This is a genomic window from Paenibacillus sp. FSL R5-0810, assembly GCF_038002285.1.
Taxonomy (GTDB): Bacteria; Bacillota; Bacilli; order Paenibacillales; family Paenibacillaceae; genus Paenibacillus_AQ; species Paenibacillus_AQ lactis.
The window spans coordinates 501,637-518,429 of record NZ_JBBOCF010000001.1; the positions used below are offsets into that span (position 1 = coordinate 501,637).

At 49.8% G+C, this 16,793-nt stretch carries 19 protein-coding genes; 12 read left to right on the forward strand and 7 right to left on the reverse strand.

Features of this window, described 5'->3' with window-relative positions; genetic code table 11:
* The first annotated feature begins 197 nt into the window (after nt 1–197).
* The 8 genes from MKX76_RS02280 (at nt 198) to MKX76_RS02315 (ending at nt 7,067) form a co-directional block, all read left to right on the forward strand.
* Nucleotides 198–1,181: a phosphotransferase gene (locus MKX76_RS02280; RefSeq protein ID WP_341032897.1), complete on the forward strand. Its 984-nt coding sequence runs from the start codon at nt 198–200 to the stop codon at nt 1,179–1,181.
* A 160-nt stretch (nt 1,182–1,341) separates the two neighbouring features.
* Nucleotides 1,342–2,604, forward strand: coding sequence for a LamG-like jellyroll fold domain-containing protein (locus MKX76_RS02285; RefSeq protein WP_341032898.1), 1,263 nt, complete (start codon nt 1,342–1,344; stop codon nt 2,602–2,604).
* Nucleotides 2,605–2,830: 226 nt separating this feature from the next.
* Nucleotides 2,831–3,283: an NUDIX hydrolase gene (locus MKX76_RS02290; RefSeq protein WP_341032899.1), complete on the forward strand. Its 453-nt coding sequence runs from the start codon at nt 2,831–2,833 to the stop codon at nt 3,281–3,283.
* A gap of 53 nt (nt 3,284–3,336) precedes the next feature.
* Entirely contained in the window at nt 3,337–3,825 is a 489-nt protein-coding gene (locus tag MKX76_RS02295; protein ID WP_341032900.1) for an NUDIX domain-containing protein, read from the forward strand.
* Between the two features lie 164 nt (nt 3,826–3,989).
* The gene (locus MKX76_RS02300; RefSeq protein ID WP_341032901.1) at nt 3,990–4,580 is read left to right on the forward strand and encodes a hypothetical protein; all 591 of its coding nucleotides are present in this window, start codon (nt 3,990–3,992) and stop codon (nt 4,578–4,580) included.
* Nucleotides 4,581–4,722: 142 nt separating this feature from the next.
* The gene (locus tag MKX76_RS02305; protein WP_341032902.1) at nt 4,723–5,598 is read left to right on the forward strand and encodes an alpha/beta fold hydrolase; all 876 of its coding nucleotides are present in this window, start codon (nt 4,723–4,725) and stop codon (nt 5,596–5,598) included.
* 21 nt (nt 5,599–5,619) lie between these two features.
* A complete protein-coding gene (locus tag MKX76_RS02310; protein ID WP_341032903.1) occupies nt 5,620–6,132 on the forward strand; it encodes a hypothetical protein in 513 nt (170 codons plus the stop codon).
* 176 nt (nt 6,133–6,308) lie between these two features.
* The gene (locus MKX76_RS02315; RefSeq protein WP_341032904.1) at nt 6,309–7,067 is read left to right on the forward strand and encodes a VOC family protein; all 759 of its coding nucleotides are present in this window, start codon (nt 6,309–6,311) and stop codon (nt 7,065–7,067) included.
* A 130-nt stretch (nt 7,068–7,197) separates the two neighbouring features.
* On the opposite strand, the gene MKX76_RS02320 is transcribed toward MKX76_RS02315, so the two are convergent.
* The 4 genes from MKX76_RS02320 to MKX76_RS02335 all read right to left on the reverse strand — a co-directional run bounded on the left by MKX76_RS02320 (nt 7,198) and on the right by MKX76_RS02335 (nt 9,266).
* Nucleotides 7,198–7,566 (reverse strand): iron chaperone, encoded by a 369-nt coding sequence (locus MKX76_RS02320; protein WP_341032905.1) that lies wholly within the window; start codon nt 7,564–7,566, stop codon nt 7,198–7,200.
* Between the two features lie 148 nt (nt 7,567–7,714).
* A complete protein-coding gene (locus MKX76_RS02325; protein ID WP_341032906.1) occupies nt 7,715–8,113 on the reverse strand; it encodes an SRPBCC family protein in 399 nt (132 codons plus the stop codon).
* Nucleotides 8,110–8,439, reverse strand: coding sequence for an ArsR/SmtB family transcription factor (locus MKX76_RS02330; RefSeq protein ID WP_007127955.1), 330 nt, complete (start codon nt 8,437–8,439; stop codon nt 8,110–8,112). The genes MKX76_RS02325 and MKX76_RS02330 overlap by 4 nt, the downstream gene beginning before the upstream one ends.
* A 119-nt stretch (nt 8,440–8,558) precedes the next feature.
* Nucleotides 8,559–9,266, reverse strand: a complete 708-nt coding sequence (locus MKX76_RS02335; protein ID WP_341032907.1) for an FAD-dependent oxidoreductase — start codon at nt 9,264–9,266, stop codon at nt 8,559–8,561.
* 191 nt (nt 9,267–9,457) lie between these two features.
* On the opposite strand from MKX76_RS02335, the gene MKX76_RS02340 reads away from it, so the two are divergent.
* The 4 genes from MKX76_RS02340 to MKX76_RS02355 all read left to right on the forward strand — a co-directional run bounded on the left by MKX76_RS02340 (nt 9,458) and on the right by MKX76_RS02355 (nt 11,622).
* Nucleotides 9,458–9,745, forward strand: a complete 288-nt coding sequence (locus MKX76_RS02340) for a GH36 C-terminal domain-containing protein (protein ID WP_445669833.1) — start codon at nt 9,458–9,460, stop codon at nt 9,743–9,745.
* Nucleotides 9,746–9,879: 134 nt separating this feature from the next.
* Nucleotides 9,880–10,551, forward strand: a complete 672-nt coding sequence (locus tag MKX76_RS02345) for a GAP family protein (RefSeq protein ID WP_341032908.1) — start codon at nt 9,880–9,882, stop codon at nt 10,549–10,551.
* A 26-nt stretch (nt 10,552–10,577) separates the two neighbouring features.
* Nucleotides 10,578–11,387, forward strand: a complete 810-nt coding sequence (locus MKX76_RS02350; protein ID WP_341032909.1) for a MerR family transcriptional regulator — start codon at nt 10,578–10,580, stop codon at nt 11,385–11,387.
* A complete protein-coding gene (locus MKX76_RS02355; RefSeq protein ID WP_007127960.1) occupies nt 11,362–11,622 on the forward strand; it encodes a 2TM domain-containing protein in 261 nt (86 codons plus the stop codon). Before MKX76_RS02350 ends, MKX76_RS02355 begins: the two co-directional genes overlap by 26 nt.
* A gap of 333 nt (nt 11,623–11,955) precedes the next feature.
* Here MKX76_RS02355 and MKX76_RS02360 read toward each other — a convergent pair whose 3' ends face one another.
* The 3 genes from MKX76_RS02360 to MKX76_RS02370 form a co-directional block, all read right to left on the reverse strand.
* The gene (locus MKX76_RS02360) at nt 11,956–13,245 is read right to left on the reverse strand and encodes an ABC transporter substrate-binding protein (RefSeq protein ID WP_210094737.1); all 1,290 of its coding nucleotides are present in this window, start codon (nt 13,243–13,245) and stop codon (nt 11,956–11,958) included.
* Nucleotides 13,246–13,405: 160 nt separating this feature from the next.
* Nucleotides 13,406–15,025: a response regulator transcription factor gene (locus MKX76_RS02365; protein ID WP_210094736.1), complete on the reverse strand. Its 1,620-nt coding sequence runs from the start codon at nt 15,023–15,025 to the stop codon at nt 13,406–13,408.
* Nucleotides 15,000–16,787, reverse strand: a complete 1,788-nt coding sequence (locus tag MKX76_RS02370; RefSeq protein ID WP_210094735.1) for a cache domain-containing sensor histidine kinase — start codon at nt 16,785–16,787, stop codon at nt 15,000–15,002. Before MKX76_RS02370 ends, MKX76_RS02365 begins: the two co-directional genes overlap by 26 nt.
* Between the last annotated feature and the right edge of the window lie 6 nt (nt 16,788–16,793).

Genomic DNA, 16,793 nt, shown 5'->3' on the forward strand with positions numbered 1-16,793 from the left:
GGCCCACCTCCTTTCTTATTCGCCCTTATCATAACCCATGTTGGCGGGGCGTCGTATTTACATTTTTTTAGGTTTTGACCGCTTTTATATATTGTAAGCTTCGCAGGTACGTTAATGATCAGAAGGAGCGGAACGTCTCCATGAAGAATAGGTCCTGTGTGATAAAAAAACATGCTCGGTAGGAGTTGGTTATAACGGTGGAGCAGGTTCAAGCGGATAGGATGATTTTGGAGGATTTACTTGTTTCGATTCAACGCGACATGGGTCTTGTCGTTCATGAGGCGATTTCGATTCGCCGGGGCTGGCTGAATCTGAAATGGAAATTGGAGACGGATCAGGGGACATATCTTCTGAAGCAATATAACCGGGAACGATTTAAGCTGTATGATGAGGAAGTGCTGCTGATGGCGTTTTCACAGCAGATCCGCTTGCGAACTAGAGGGGGGAAATGCCCGGCGTTGCTTACGAATGAGGGACGTTATTTCCTGAAGTCGGATCAGGGCGAGCGTTTCATGGTTATGGAATTCTGCGAAGGGCAGCTGGTTGCTCCCGGGGGAACGAATGCCGATCAAATGCGGGCGTTGGGGAGAGAGGTCGCCCTCATGCATCGGGTATTGAACGATGGCTCGCTCGGAGTGAAGGACAAGCCGCAATTCGTTCCCCCTAGCCGCATGGAGCGTCTTGACTATTGGAAGAGAGCCATGGAGCATGCTGCGGAGAGTGAGATCCCGGAAGTACTCACGGCCCTGGAAACCCAGTATACTGCAACGGAACGGTTTCGGGATGAGTTGAACCCCATGCAGCCCGGATGGGCTCATCGCGATGTATGGGTCGATAATTTGTTGTTTCGACCTGCAGGGGTGGCGGCCATTCTTGATTTTGACCGGCTCAACTACGATTATCCGCAGCTGGATATCGCACGCGCCGTCCTATCATGCGCGCTCCATTCGGAGCTGGATGTAGTCTTGGTTTCCGCCTTTATGGAAGGCTACCTTGAAGAACGGGAAGTGCCGGAAGGCTATCTCGTTCAAGGCATTCGCTGGCTGTGGTATATGGAGAGCGTGTGGTGGGTCAACGCTAACATTCTTGAACATCAAGGGCCTCCTGCCCGTTTTACATGGGAAATGGACTGGCTTGCGAAGCATTTGGACATGCTGCCGGAGCTGCTGGAACAGGTATGAGAGCTTTTGAAGGAGGGAACCTGTGGGAGGCTGTTTGTTTGCAACAGTTCAACCGGAAGTTGAGAAGGGGAGAGCGATTGCTCTACTTCCGCGTTATACACCTTCGATTAGGCATTGGTTATAGTGGATTCATCAAAGGAAAGTGTGGTGGTCTTGCAAGATGGATCAGGCGTACAATGTGATAAGCGGAAATATTGTCAGACTCAGAAAACAGCTCGGTTTGACACAGGAGCAGCTGGCCGGGTGGCTCGGGGTTACCTATCAAGCGGTCAGCAAGTGGGAGAATGGGCAGTCTTGTCCGGACATTATGCTCATTCCAATGCTTGCTGATCTGTTCGGCATCACGATTGACGAGTTATTCGGCAGGTCGGAATATCCTATCGATTTGCGTAACGGGCTTATCCTTGAATATCTGTTTAACAAGGAAATTAAGGATAGCAGCGGCGGCGAGCATCAAGGTTTTCCGACAGAGGTGCGGTACGGTCCGGATCGGTTTGGTCGCAAAGAGAGTGCCTTGACCTTGGATGGGAAGAGAGGTTTCGTTGAGATTACGCAGCCGCCGATTTTTCCTCAGGAAGCATTCTCAATCTCCGTGTGGTGTCGCTATGATGATGAGACCGTGTTACGGGGCTGGCATAGCGCTATCCTCTCTCAGGACGGGCATAACCGGAATCGGGTTCTTCAGCTTAGCACAAAGGATGCGGGCATCGTCTTACACGGCTTCCTTCGTGAGCCGGATCTCTCATTCCCGGCCAGGATTGTGAAGGATCAGTGGTACCACGTAGTGGTTACATACTCAGACTCCGATTATAAGATGTACGTAAACGGCATGCTGACCGCAGAACGGAAGGGAAGTTTCACGCCGTATAATAATGAGCCAATGTATATTGGCAGAAAATCGACGGATGAACCTTATTTTTTCTTACGAGGGAGCATTGACGATCTCCGTATTTACAATCGGGCGCTTCATGCAGGTGAGGTGAAGGCCCTATGCTTTGAGGGAGGATATAAGCCGGTCCCTCTGTCACCAGAGACTGAGGAAGAAAAGCATGTACCTGTTCTGGAGGCTCTGGAGGATATCCGCATGACCTTTCCTGAGGCGGAGCTTCATGCTGCTGCCGAGTGGTATCTTACGTACTTTGGTTTCAATGTTTTAATGGAAGAACCGGGCTTTTACATGCTCACATTATATAACAGTCCAAATCTGATCCTGGAATGCTCCCCCCGGCCAAGCGATGTTACATACGATGAAGCTTCATTTATTTTCAAAACCAACCGGGAAATCGAGGAGCTGCGCACCTATCTTGCAGCAGCTGGTGCGGCGGTTGAGGAGACCCGGGATGAAGGTTTTGCCTGGTTTTTGGATGTAACCGATCCATTCGGCCGGAAGTGGATGCTCCTTCGTGAGAAGGAGACGATCTGAGGGGAAAGGAAAGAAGGGACGGGGCACTGTCTGATTCCTATGGGGTATCGTATCGTGAGAATCCTTGCGATTCATGGTTGATAAAGGTAAACTGTCGATATCCATCCAATTATCAAGAACTGGAATACGCTTGAGGAACAATTACATCTCACCTTAGAACCCGCCTCTGACATTTGGCCATAGGCGGGTTTGTTTTTTTAGGTATGAGGCCGCTAGGAGGATCAGCATGACAAACAACGGAAGTGTACTGGTGGTCAACGTATCCATCGTGCATGAAGACAGGGTACTTCTCATTCAAGAGAATAAACCTTTAGTGAGGAATAAGTGGAGCTTTCCAGGCGGTCGAATCGAGAAGGGAGAGTCGATTCAAGCGGCTGCCGTCCGGGAAGTCAAGGAAGAGACCGGATATGATGTCCGGCTGACGGGAACCACCGGCGTATACCAGTTTGTTAGCAGCTTGAGCAGTCATGTCGTCATGTTTCACTTTGTCGGGGAAATAACAGGAGGGGCCCTTCGGCCTGCTCCGGATGAGATCCGAGATTACTGTTGGGTACGCCTGCAGGACCTTATAAGTGGATACATCGATTATCGGGACGCGGGGGTTATGCGGCAGATTTCCGACAACCTCCTGGCGGGTAATATTTTGCCGTTAACCATGTTTAATCCGTCCTTATTCTGAGCGTGTTTTTCGAGGGGAAATCATAACTTGCAAAAGAGGAGCTGAACACAGCAATGGGAATGTCGGATTATTACCGAGCATTGAGAGAGAAGATTGGGAACCAACTGATTTTTATGCCAAGCGTAGCAGGTATTATTCGGAATGAACAAGGTCATATTTTGTTTGGGCGTAAGCATCGGGAGTCGCAGTGGGGATTAATCGCCGGCTCGATCGAATTAGGGGAGCTGCCGGCAGATGCCATGATCCGGGAGGCGAAGGAAGAGACGGGCCTTGACGTAATTCCTGAACGGATTCTTGGGGTCTACGGCGGAGAGGGGCGCCGGTATACCTATGGCAATGGACACCAGGTGGAGTATCTGACCATTGTGTTTGCATGCAGGGTCATTTCGGGTGAGCTGGATACGGAGAATGAGGAAATGGTGGAGTTGGCTTATTTTCCAGAGGATCAGCTGCCGCCAACCGCCGTTAAGTATCCCAAGGAAATATTTATAGAGTCTGGCAGGGAACGGGCGCATTTCGAAATGAATAGACGATTCCGCTAGTCAAAGGTAGAGGAACGGCCGTGAATTGAATTACCGTTTCGGGCGAGGAAAAAGTGGGCAGCAAGCAGTAGGAGTTCGGATTGAAGCTAATGAGAAGGCTTTGAGTTGGCTGTGAATGGTACGCGGTGAGGAACCCGCCAGCATGGAATGGGGGTGAGGAGATAATGTCATCTGAATATCAAGTAAGATGGAATCCGCATGCCCTCGTGCTCGGACTTATCACTGCTTTCTACCTGATCGCCTATGGAATCGGGATCCGGCTCATCTACCACCTTCAAGCCGAAATGACATTCGGCACAATAATGTTTGCCTCGTTGCCAATCATAACGCTATGGTCTGCGCTGTATATGATCGCTCGGGTGTCATGGATAAAGCTGCATAAACAGCATTTGTGGTTTACTGCAAGCATCGGTGTGATTCTATTATTTTTCTCTTTATATGCCTTATCACAGACTCAGTCGGAGCATCGATTTGACTATAACCGATGGGTCGGTTATCCGGAAGAGCGTGCGCTGATGGTCGAATCGATGTTGAAGGAGCATGATCTGATCGGATTAATGCAAGCGGAGATCATGAATGTTCTGGGGGCTAACGATAATGCCATGTGGAGCGTGAATGAAACCGATCATGCTGTGTATAATCTGGGGGCCGGAAAGGAAGATGGCCCTAACCAGTGGCTGTATATCAACTTTGATGATCATGGGTTCGTGCAAAGCATTGAGATTCACATGAGACCTCCAATGCCAGGACCGTAAACCACCGCTTGGTTGTATTGTGATGATCTCACAATTCCATAAAAGACACTACATAACAGGTGAAAAAGGCATTAACTCGTAAAGACACGACATCGGGAGCAGAAAGTCTGATGAAAAACCAAGCTTTATAGGGGGACGAGGAGTGAAGCGTTATAAAAGCGAGGAAGGCCGCAGGCTTATCCATGAATCCTACGACCGATTGCTAAATGGATGGAATGTACCCTACGAGGAAGCAGATGTGTCTACCCAATACGGTATCACGCATATCATAACGGCCGGGAATCCGGAGCATCCGCCGCTGCTTCTCTTTCACGGTACAGGAGATCATTCAGCATTGATGTGGATCTATAACGCTAGGGAGCTGTCTGCCAGCTATCATGTGATCGCGGTCGATCATATTGGAGGTTCGGGGAAGAGCGAGCCCAACGCGAATTACGACCGAGCCTTTAATCAGGTGAAATGGTTGGATGAGGTTTTTGATGTTCTGAAGCTGGAGTCTGTTTACATCGCCGGCGTATCCTATGGCGCTTATCTTGCTTACCATTATGCGATTGCCAGGCCGGAAAAGGTTCGGAAAATCGTATGCATGGCAGGCAGAGTTCCCGGCAGCCAGCTCGAAGTGATGAGCAAGATGATGAAGGCATTTCTGCCGGAAGCCATGTTTCCATCGGAACAAAATGTCCGCAAATTGCTTCGAAAGCTGTGTGGTGCGAGCGCAGACGCTTTTGAGAAGAACCCCGACCTCTTGCAGCATTGGACCTATCTGCTTAAGTACTTTAACAACCGTTCAATGATGAAGCATTCGATTACGATTTATCCACAAGATGCGATTCAGACGATTCGGGATAAATCCTTATTTCTGATCGGGGACCATGATATGTTGAGTTATTATCCGAAGTCTCTCGCGAGACTTAGGGAGTATGGGATCAATCACCGAATTGTGAAGAACGCGGGTCATGCGATCAATCATGAGATGCCTGAGCTCATTCATGAAGAGATTGTTGGTTTTTGCAGGTAAGCTTGAGCGGGGGGATGACAAATGAGGATGAAACGATATGCCGGTCTGCTCATCAATGCGCTGGTCTGCTTGATTCTGGTTTTGCTCGGAAATGCGATGACACCTAGACCAGGCGTCAGTTCAGGTAACGGCAATCCGGCTATACTGCTGCTCATCCCGCTTTGCATCCTTTTTCCGGTGTTGGTCTATCAATGGATTCGTATACTGAAACATGTGAAGATGGCCCTCAGCGTTTCAAGCTTGCTGATCATAGCGCTTGGCTGCTATATCATTGCGGGCTATGCCTATCAGCTGCATAGGCTAGACATTTATAGGAAAATCCAAGCTGATGCATTCAAAGCGAGATATGGTGAAGCAGACTGGACTCATATCGAATCCATTACGACCGGTATTTTATCGATCCATATGAATAATCAGTTCTTTAATTGGAACACGTATTTCATGATGATTGCCTTCTCGCTTCTTCTGTGCTTTTTGTACAAACTGATCCAGGGAATTTTGTACAGAAGGCAAGGAGCTTCCGCGAAGAAATAAATCTGTAAAGCTGGGTGGATAGGAGAGGGAATCTGCCTGGGTCAGCATTATTCGCTTATTGAAACTGCATGGTTGCCGTGGTATTCTAGACACTGAGTTACATCATATTTAAGCGCACAAGCGCACATTCCTTGGGAGGAGTGTGCGCTTTTTTTGCGTGAGGGGGAGGACGATCTATGAAAACATATCAGTCGGAAGGCCAATTGGCTTGGGTGGACTTAAAGACGCCGCGGATCGACACCACAAAAACATTTTACGGAGATTTATTCGGCTGGAGATTTAAGGAGGAGCTTCTGCCGGGAAGAGTCATGACCAAGATGCATTCAAGCGAAAGAGAATGGGGCAGCCTGACTGCCCTTGACTCTCCGGTTATTCCCAAGGGAGCTAAGCCTCATACCAGCTTGTATTTCGGTGTTCAGCATGTGGATGCTTCGGTTGCCAAGGTTAAAGCTTTAGGTGGAATTGTGCTGGTCGAGCCTTTTGACGTCATGAACTTGCGTTTATCAACCATCCAGGATCCGACGGGTGCCGTAATTACTTTGCAGTCAGCCAAGGAACCCCATCACTTGAATTTGGGTATGGCAGCCGAAGGACTGCCGGGCTGGCTGGAGCTTACGACAACCAATCTGGAAGTTTCGGGGGAGTTCTATTCGAAGCTATTCGATTGGAACCTTGAGTACCAAAATCGGGATGCAGCAGTTCTTTATTGCAAAAAAGATCAATATGAAAGCAGCGTAACCGTCTCTGCTTCTGAACATGGAAAGTCGGAATGGAAAGTTTATTATGTCGTTCATGACTGTGAAGAAAGCTTGATCAAAGCCGAGTCACTCGGCGCGCATGCCATCCTCGAACCTCGGGAAAAGCCCGGCGTCGGCCGTTTTGCCAGCTTTACGGGGCCTGACGGGATGGAATGTTGTATCATCGCTCGCGATTAGATATGTTAGGCTAAACCATATAGCTAAGGTGTTTAGGCTTTACGGGAGGAGACCCTGCCCCCGGCATTAACAAAAAAGTTTCAATCAAGATTCGACGACTCGCCATGAACGGAAATCCGGTTTGCCCTATTTACCGCCAAAAGGTTGAACAGTCTGCTTTATCCATGATATTAAATTCGATCATCCTCTCAAGCAGTGAGAAATCAACCTGTTGGTCCCACCGTATACGCAGCAATTCCTTGGTGTGACCATAGCCAGCTTGCACAATTTCATCAGCGAATTGACTAATCCCTGCCTGTTCAGGGGAAACAGCCAGATGTTGCTTGGATACGCTAAAGCCAATAATATAAGTGCCATGATCAGTAAACATGGGCTGATTCCACGCAATTTTTGGCATTAAATTGGGAAACTTTGTAGTGACCCAACTGATCACTTCTTCCGTTCGGGCGCGATGCTGCGGGTTATCAATACGCTCTAAAAATTCTTTGAAAGCTTCCATGTTGTACCCTCCTATGATCAATACGTCATTCAATCGTTTTACAAACCTGAAAAAATGAGAGCTTGCCAGCATGTCCAACATTACAGATATAAACCGGCCGCACATTTGCAGCCGGTTTATATGGGTTCGAGCTTCATACCGAATACGATTATGGTTCCAGCACCTGTTCAAACTTGCCGAACCATTCTTTCCAGCCATATCTGGCCCCTTCGAGTCCATGAACATGGGAGAAGCCCGTTTGTTCGAGATGAAGGTTAACTCTTCCGTCTCCTAAATCCTGCAGCGTCCAGGTAACGGTATGCCGTTCGTCACCGGCAGCCCAGGAATAGGACAACCGGGTCGGTTCCTCCACGATCAGCACTTCGCCGTCAACGATTCCGTCCCAATATTCGTTCGGCTCATGGCGAAACTGAAAACGATGCCCCACGACAGGCTTAAAATCATTGGCCGTGATCCACTGTGCCAACTTGTTGGGATCGGTTAAGGCCGCCCAAGCCTTCTCGATCGATGTGGTGTACTGAAAATCCAGGGATAATACTAAGCTCAATGTTTCTCCTCCTCTAAAAGCTGGCCCAAGCGCAACATATTGGTCGTCCAGTATTTGCTGTAATAAGCCACCCAATCCTGGACTTCTCGAAGCGGAGCGGCGTTCAGCTTAAATCGTGTTTCTCTGCCTACTTTCCGGTCAAGCACCAGTCCGGCCTCTTTAAGAACGGTCAAATGCTTGGATACCGCGGTTCGGCCCATTGAAAACTGCGACGTAAGTTCATGAAGTGGTTTCTCGTCCGCCTGTGACAACAGATGAATCAGTTGGCGTCTAGTGGGATCTGCGATGGCGTCAAACACATCCCTTGATGAATGATTCTCTATCACGACAACCCTCCTAAAAGAATTGATTTTCGCTGTTAGTAATCTAAAGATGTTTGAGGGGACCGTCGTTTATATTTCACCACCTTTGCAGCATGGTTTCAAGTAAAGGTTTCAAAGATGAACTAATATCCAAAGAAGGCGTCCTTTTTAATATTCCGCTTGGATATATTTTGATTTAGTAAATAGCTAGAAATAGACTCCACCATGGACTTCGGTCCTGCTATAAAGTATTTACCATTGTTGTTATGTAAGGCTTTAAACCTTTCAATTTCCTCATGCAAGTCATCCCTTGAATCAAGATAAGCTACATTTAGTGAAGTTCGGGTAGCCAATTTATCAAGCTCATCTTTGTAAATATAAGCTTTATTGCCATCCAAATAGAGCAGTTTTTGCTGCTTCGCGTCTTTACTCCCCTCGGCCTCTAACTGCTTAAGGATTGACCGGTACGGTGTGATGCCAATTCCGCCTGCGATCAGCAGCGAGGGGCTGTTATCTTGGAGATAGAAGGACCCTACAGGACCGCTCATTTTGATTTTCATGCCGGGCTTTAATTCTAGCAGTGCTTTCTTGAAATCGCTTGGGTTTTCACCAATACGTGTTGTGATTTTAACCATATTCTCTGCGGGAGCGGCAGCTAGGCTGAATGGTTTCGTAGGATTTTTGATGGTCTTATGCGTGATGCTAAACAAACCATATTGCCCTGCTTTCCAGGTTAAATCCTTATCTTTCTCAAATAAAAATGAATATACGTCTTCTGATTCTTTGCGGCTTTCCAACAATGGCAGCTCTCTCTTTTTGAATACGGCGAACATGTCTTGAAAAAAGCTCAATATCCCCAACTCCCCTACTTATTTTGGAACAGTTTACTTTGCTAATGCGGGCATCTGTAAAGAGCATGGTCTTTACCTATAAAAACAGTCAAGGCATTGGCAGCATGGCTGCTAATTGGACACCATTTGGTGATACTTTGATTTTAGGTCACCGTTTGGTGTCGTGTCAATATCATTTTTTTAAAGGTGGCTTGTGGAACGGCCAGTATCGCCTAGACTCACTTCGGCATAAAGGCGTAACGGCCGTGCAGTACGGCAGCGAAGACGGCAGCGACAACGTGCTGTTTGCTTTCCTGCACAGCCAGAAGCTGGGCGAGCCGCTCCCGAGACTGCAGCTGACCGGGCTGCAAGCCGATCAGTCGTATGCCATTGAGGGGGTGGCCGGTACATGGAGCGGCAGGGCACTCATGAGCATCGGGATCGAGTTGCCGCTGCGCGGGGATTTTGACAGCTTGGCGTATCGGATTCAGATTCAATAATAGATCATATTTACCCTTAAAGAAGAACGCCGTGTTGTCTATAGACCATGCGGCGTTTTTTTGCCGTTGACTTCCACGTTAACGTCAATGTTATGAATATATAGGATCGCATCATGACATAAGGGAGGGACGATATGTGGATTACCATCCTGGGATTGGCCTTGCTGGATAGCCTTAGCTTTGCATCGATCGTCGTGACGATTTTTTTGTTGTTATCTAACGCCTACCGTCCTGATCGAATCATGGTGTATCTGTTGACCGTAGCCGGTTTTTATATTTTGCTGGGCATCGCACTCATGAACGGAGCGGGAGCGATGTTTGAATTTTGGCTATCCGCGTGGAAGGAGCATGCTGTCATATCGTACATTCAGCTATTACTCGGGGCCATCCTCGTGCTGATTGGCGTGTGGCTGGACAAAAAACCGAAAGGAAGGAGCAATAAGCTGGAACGAATCAAACCTCAGGATACGTATTCTTCCATGATGAAATTAGGCATCACGGTATCCATGATCGAGGCCGCGACGATGCTTCCCTTTCTGTCAGCCATCGGACTGATGACTACGCGAGGAATTGAGGTTTATGAGTGGATGCCCATGCTGGCTGCATACTGTGCGGTCATGATTGCACCGCCGTGCATGCTGCTTACGCTCCGATATTTAATGGGCGACAAAGCTAACGGACTCTTGATCAAAATCAATCAAAAAATCGAACCGTATACTCATGAAGCTCTTGCCGTAATTGCTACCATCTCCGGAATCTATCTCATCAGCGACGCTTCTGATGTTGTATTCTTTAATGGAGAATGAAATATGGAAGATAAGGGAGCCTTGGCATGATGTATTCTATTGGAGAAATGATTCATAAAGTCAAGATCAGCCGCAGAACGCTGCATTATTATGATGAGATCGGACTCTTAAAGCCGACGATTTCAAGGGAAAACGGCTACCGTTATTACGATGATCAGGCCATCATCAAGCTCCAGACGATCCTGTCCTTGAAATCCATGGACTATTCGCTGGAACAAATCAAAGCATTATTCGATGAACAAATACCGGCAGCGGAGCCGGATGCGGACCCGTGGGTTCCACTATTGCAAGCCCAGATCGAGCAGGCCTCGAAGAAGATCGATGATCTGAAGCGCAAGCAGTTTATATTGAGAGGCGTAATTCAAACGATTGAAATGTCGGGTAGGCGAAATGATGAGCATGTTTTTAATATCATCGAAAGAATCGACAGTCCGCATTTTGTAAATCACGAGATTCCGGCCACGTTTCCAGTCGATGTATTCACCGAAGAGGAGATCGACGCGCTGAGGGAGCTTCCCTTAATCGGGAGCGAGGACCCGCGCCTGTTAACGGCTTTGGAGCTTATCAAGAAGACTCGCAAGAGCATGCGAGCCGATGAAGACGCTCCTCTGGTGGAGGATTTGGCCGAACAATGGAAGGCATGCATATCCAGTTGGTTTAACGGCGATGAGGAACTACAGTCCAAATATTTTCGCTTCATCGACGCAGCCAGTCAGGAATCGCCGCTGATCTACGGCATGGATGAAGAAGTGGTTCGCTATATCGATCACATCATGGATCATTACACGAATCGGGGAGGTGACAAGGAACATGAATCTGGAAAAAGAATTCGGTAATCGTAAGGATTTCAAGCAGCATCTTGCCTTGTTCATCGTTGTTCACATCATCGTTAATTTCTGGCTGCGGATGGACACGCCGCTTTTACCTGGACTGCAAGAGTCCATTCTGACGGGGAAGATCTGGTTCTATCATGAGGAATCGGGGATATTCGTTACGATGATCTGGTTGATCCTTATCGTCGTCCAAGGCGTGTACGTATTCTTCCGAGGAAGCGACGTCAACAAAGAATAGGGCAAACTACTAACAGAATACCCTTACGTGTAAACCAATTCACGAATCCACAAATTAGCAATGATCGGTTGTTTTTCTATAATGTTTCTACACATTCAGGCCAATCCCAGTATGGATACATGACCACCAATGGCAGAGAAACGGTACTTGGAAGTAAAGACATGAACAGCTTAGAGGAGTTGTATCCAATTAAAGAAGAAAATTAAAAGGCCTTATGGAGACTTCAAAGCTCCATAATGTAAAGCACCCGGTATTTTCGGGTGCTTTACGGAGTGCCATCGCTATCGCGTGGCGGTTTTTACCAAACTCAAACAGACAGCTTAACGGCATGGATTACTCCAGGGTTTTGCTCAATTTGACAATCTGGTCCCAGCCCTCGTCGATGCTGATTTTACCGAACATGATCGACTGCGTGATATTGTCGTATTCCTTCGTGAAGTTGGCCCAGCCGCCCTTATTCCCTGGACCGGGGTCAAACGCGGCTCCGTCCTTGGACACCTCGTTAATCAGGCCGAGGGCGCTTTTATCGACGTCCGTAAATTTGGGCTGGAGCGCATCGGCTACGGTTTTGTTAACCGGAATCCCGCGCGAAGTACCCAAAATTTCTCCGGCTTCCTCGCTGTTGACAAACCAGTCGATGAACTTCTTCGCCTCTTCTTTGTATTGACTGTTGGGACTGACGCTCCAGTACATGGAGGCTTTCAGCCAGCCGCCTGCCTGCGTTCCCCTCGGCTGGGTCGTTAACGCCAACACGCCGGGTTTTAAGGCATCCGTTCCGCCGAATTCCGCGGCATGCGCGCCCCGAAGCAGAATCTTCTCCTGAATGAGCAGGTCCATTTGTGCGTCCTGCGCTTTATCCGATACGGTGACGTCAGGCGGTGTCACGAGATTGTCCTTGCGCAGCTCCGCCCATTTGTTCATCCAATCCTTCCAGGTAGCCTCGTCATAATGGAATTTTCCGTCCTTACTCATGGAAAAGCCTTTGCCCATGCTCAGCTGATACGACATGTAGAACGCGCCGTCCGCAGTCAGGTCACGCGTGAGGTATTGGTCCTTGGCCAGCTTCGGCTTCAGGTCGCGCGCCATGGCAAAAAACTCGTCCCATGTCTTCGGCGGCTGAACGCCGAGGCTATCCATCATCGTCTTGTTGTACACCATGCCCCAAGCGTTGTTGCCGAGCGGCATCGCGTACAGTTTGCCTTGGTAGGTGCCTGTCTCAAGCAGCGCCTTATCGATATGGTCCGTCGGTATGGAGGAGAGATCCTCCAGCCGTCCGCTGGACGCCCAATCGTTGAACCAGGCGGCATCCATTTGGAAAATATCCGGCGTGTTTTTCCCCGCGGACTGGGTCGACAGCTTGTCTTGGTACCCGTCGAATGACTGGTACTCCGGTTCGAATGTGATGCCTGGGTTCTTTTCGGAGTACAAATCAAGCGCTTTCAGAGTTGCGTCATGCCTTGCCTGAGATCCCCACCACATGATTCGGAGCGTGATGGACTTGCCGTCTGCCGGCTCCGCGGATCCGGCTTCTTCTTTCTTGATTCCGCTGCAAGCGGAGAGTACCAGGGACAGTGACAACACGGCCGCAGCGCCAGAAGCGAGACGATGCCATGATTTTCTCATCGGATGAACCTCCCTTAATTAACTGATCTGCTTCTTTAACGTACCAAGTCCAGGACCTTTCTCGTAGGCGACAAAACAACGAATCATTTCAGTATTTTACGATGATCGAATGAGGAGGCGGGATGCTCATGAGTCGGAAATTTCAGAACAGAACTGATCATTAGGCTTTGTGAAACTCGGTGGGACTGCGCCCGGTATGCTTTTTGAACAGGGTGGTAAAGTACGGAACATTCCGATATCCGACCCGCTCGGCGATTTCTGCAATCAGCAGTTTTTTCTCGATAACCATGCTCTTGGCTTTTTCCATTCGCACCCTGGTTAAATAATCGCCGAAGGTTTCACCTGTAAACTGGCGGAATATGGTACTGAGATAGTTTTTGGAGATATACACCTGGTTGGCCAGATCCTGAAGATGAATGTTCTCGGCGTAATGCTCATGAATGTATTGGATGATATATTCGACCGTTTCCTTATGCTTGAGGTTTTCATTGGGCGTGTAACGCGAACAGATTCGGCTCACTTTGTCCGCTACCCATGCCTTCCACTGCTGGGCATCTTCCAATTGCCCCAATTCTTTGGTCAAGTCCGTGAGAGAGAGCTCATCGTCGAGCCGGATGCCGGACTCGTACAGAGTAAAGGAGAGGATGGCGAACAGCTGTGTTCCGATGGCGGTTAGTTCGTCGGTCTGAAGCTGAGCCGCGCCGCTGTCCTTGCGGAAGAAGTCCTCCAGCGCCAGCAGTGCTCTAGGCTCGTCAAAGGTCCTTACTGCGTCGGCCATCTCCTGGAAAAACCGCACCGGACGTATGTTCCGTCGTGCTGAACGCCGAATGCCGCCTTCATTATATACGTAGACGCAGGGATGGGCGGAATCCGGTTCGCGCCGCTCGGCGAGTGCTTGGAAGGCTTCTTCGGTGGAATCGGAGATGGCAAGCCAGTTGTCCTTACGGAGACCGACACCGATATGCAGTTTGACCCTGAGGAATCGATGCACGGACGAAATGATTCGCCCTGCCAGCGCCAGAACTTCCAAGCGGAACGCTTCGGTCGGCCACGAAAGGGGCTTATACAACAGCAGCGCCATATGGTGACTATGCAGCTCCAGGAAATAGCTGCGCAGACCGTCCTGACCGGCCAGCTCCTCTACCGTGTTGCCCACGGCAAACCGGAACAGGTGCCAGTCCCGGACGGAGATCCCTTCCATACGTCCTTGGCGTTTAATTTCTAAAGCTAGCATCATGAATTGGGCATTCTTCCATCCCAGCCGGTCCAGCATACGGGAGGAATCCGTTAGCGGGGAAGAGGACCCTCCGATGAGCACGGATTTGACCCATTCCCTTTCCAGAAACGGCTCATACTGCATGAGTCGGTTTTGCAGCTCCCGCTCTCTGTTCTCCAACGCTCGGCGCTCCGTTAACTCGCGTGTGACGCGCTGCAGCACTTCCCGGATCGTTGCCGGTGAGGCCGGCTTGGGCAAATAATCGTCGACCTGAAGCCGCAGTGCCTTGCGAGCATATTCAAAATCCGAATACCCGCTCAAAATGATGATTTTGCCGGTATATTGCTGCTTACGGAGCTGTTCGATCATGTCGAGACCATTCATTACCGGCATATAGATATCCGTGATGACGATATCGGGCTTGCTTGACTCGATCAGCCGGAGTCCTTCTTCGCCATCCATGGCCTCCCCGACGGGCCGTACGCCGAGCTGCTCCCAAGGGATTAACCGGGACATGCCGCCGAGCGCTTGCCGGTCGTCATCCACGATAGCAATGGTCCACATGATTTTTTCCCCCTTCCTGATCCTGCTGTTGATCCAGCTTCGGCCAGTAGATCTCCGCTTCGGTGCCTGGCACATCGGCACGGTTGCGAAGCGTAACGCCAAAGGGCGGACCGAAATAAACCTGAATACGTTCCGTTACGTTGCGGATGCCGTATCCGCCCGTCGGATGGCGTTTCCGTGTTTTCCAGTCTTCGCGCAGCCCGATGCCGTCGTCCCGAATCCAAATCCGGATGCCTCGGTCCTCTTCCTGACATGTCAATTGGATCCGTCCTTGGCGTCTGCCATGAAAACCATGCATAACGGCGTTTTCCACAAAGGGCTGCAGGGTGAGTTTCGGAATCATCAGATGCTGTAAATCCTTCGGGCAATCGATGTGCCATTCCAATCCTTCGCCCCACTTGAACTGTTGGATTTTCAGATAGCAATCCACGTGCAAAAGCTCTTCCTGGATCGAAATCATGGATTCGCCGCCCGACAGGCCAATACGGAACATTTGCCCCATCAGCTCGAGCACGCGGCTGATTTTCTCTTGACCGGCTTCAAGCGCCATCCAGTTCAGCTGATCCAGGGTGTTGTAGAGAAAATGGGGGTTAATCATCGCTTGCAGCGCCTTAATCTCCGCTTCGCGCTGTGCCTTATACTGCTGCTCCAGCGACTGATACAGCGTTTCGATCCGCTCGGTGAGCTTGCGGTAGCCGCTGAACAAGCTGCCGAATTCGTTGCGGTATTCGTTGGGCAACGGCTGCCTGCGCTTCCCGGGATTGAACGCCTGCATCAGCTGAATCAGTTTCCGGATCGGCCGCGTGAAATTCCGGGAAAGGAACAATGTGAAGAACAGGGACAGCAAAATGGCGACGGCTCCCACAATAGCCATCGTCCACGCAAGGCGGACACCTCCGGTAGTAATTTCCTTCCAGGGCGTAAGCTCCACCAGCATCCAGCTGCCAGGGGATGTCCGGGACCATACGGTAAGCATGTTCTTCTCAGGCAGCGAGCCGGCGGCGGTCAGAAGATGACGCGCATGCCCAGTGTCTCCGCTGACCCGCTCCAGGATGGCGCTGATTTCCTCGGGAGGCGGAGCAATCCGGGTGTGCATGATCATCCGGCCGCCGGAGTCGAGCAGGAGCCGGCTGGCCAAGGAATTATCTTCCGTCAGAATGTCCTGCAAAAATTTGACCCGGACATTGATAATCAGAATTCCGTGGTTCACACCGTCAAGTGAAGTGATTTTACGGACAAAGCTGATCACCTGCTGTTTCCCCTGCGGCGAACCGACCTCACGCTGGCCGATCCAGAGAAAGTCGGATTTGTCGATGGCCGGATACCAGATCTCCCGGCTGGCTGTGGCCAGCGGGAGGTACTGAATGTTGGCGTTGGGATCGACCTGAAGCGGATCGTTCATATAAATCTGAAAAGAAAACATCGAGCGCGAGCTGTTCAGCATTGGCGCCAAATAATCCCGATTCAGCTCGTCCCTGGCCTTCTTGCGTGCATAATAATCTCCTTTCATTGTTAAATAGTTCACCAGAGGCGAGTTGATGGACACGGCTAGCGAGGTTTGCTCCACAGCGCTCATCTGGTCGGTAAGCTGTTTGTTGAGCTGCTGCAGCACCGCCTGCTGGTACATGGAGGCACTGTTCGCCTGCTCATCAGCCGAGAAGCGATAACTAACAATCATCATGATCGTGATGAGGACCGCGATAAAACCGGCAAAACTGAAGAAAAAAACGTAATCGATGCGAAACGTGCGAAACGGATTCATGCGTTT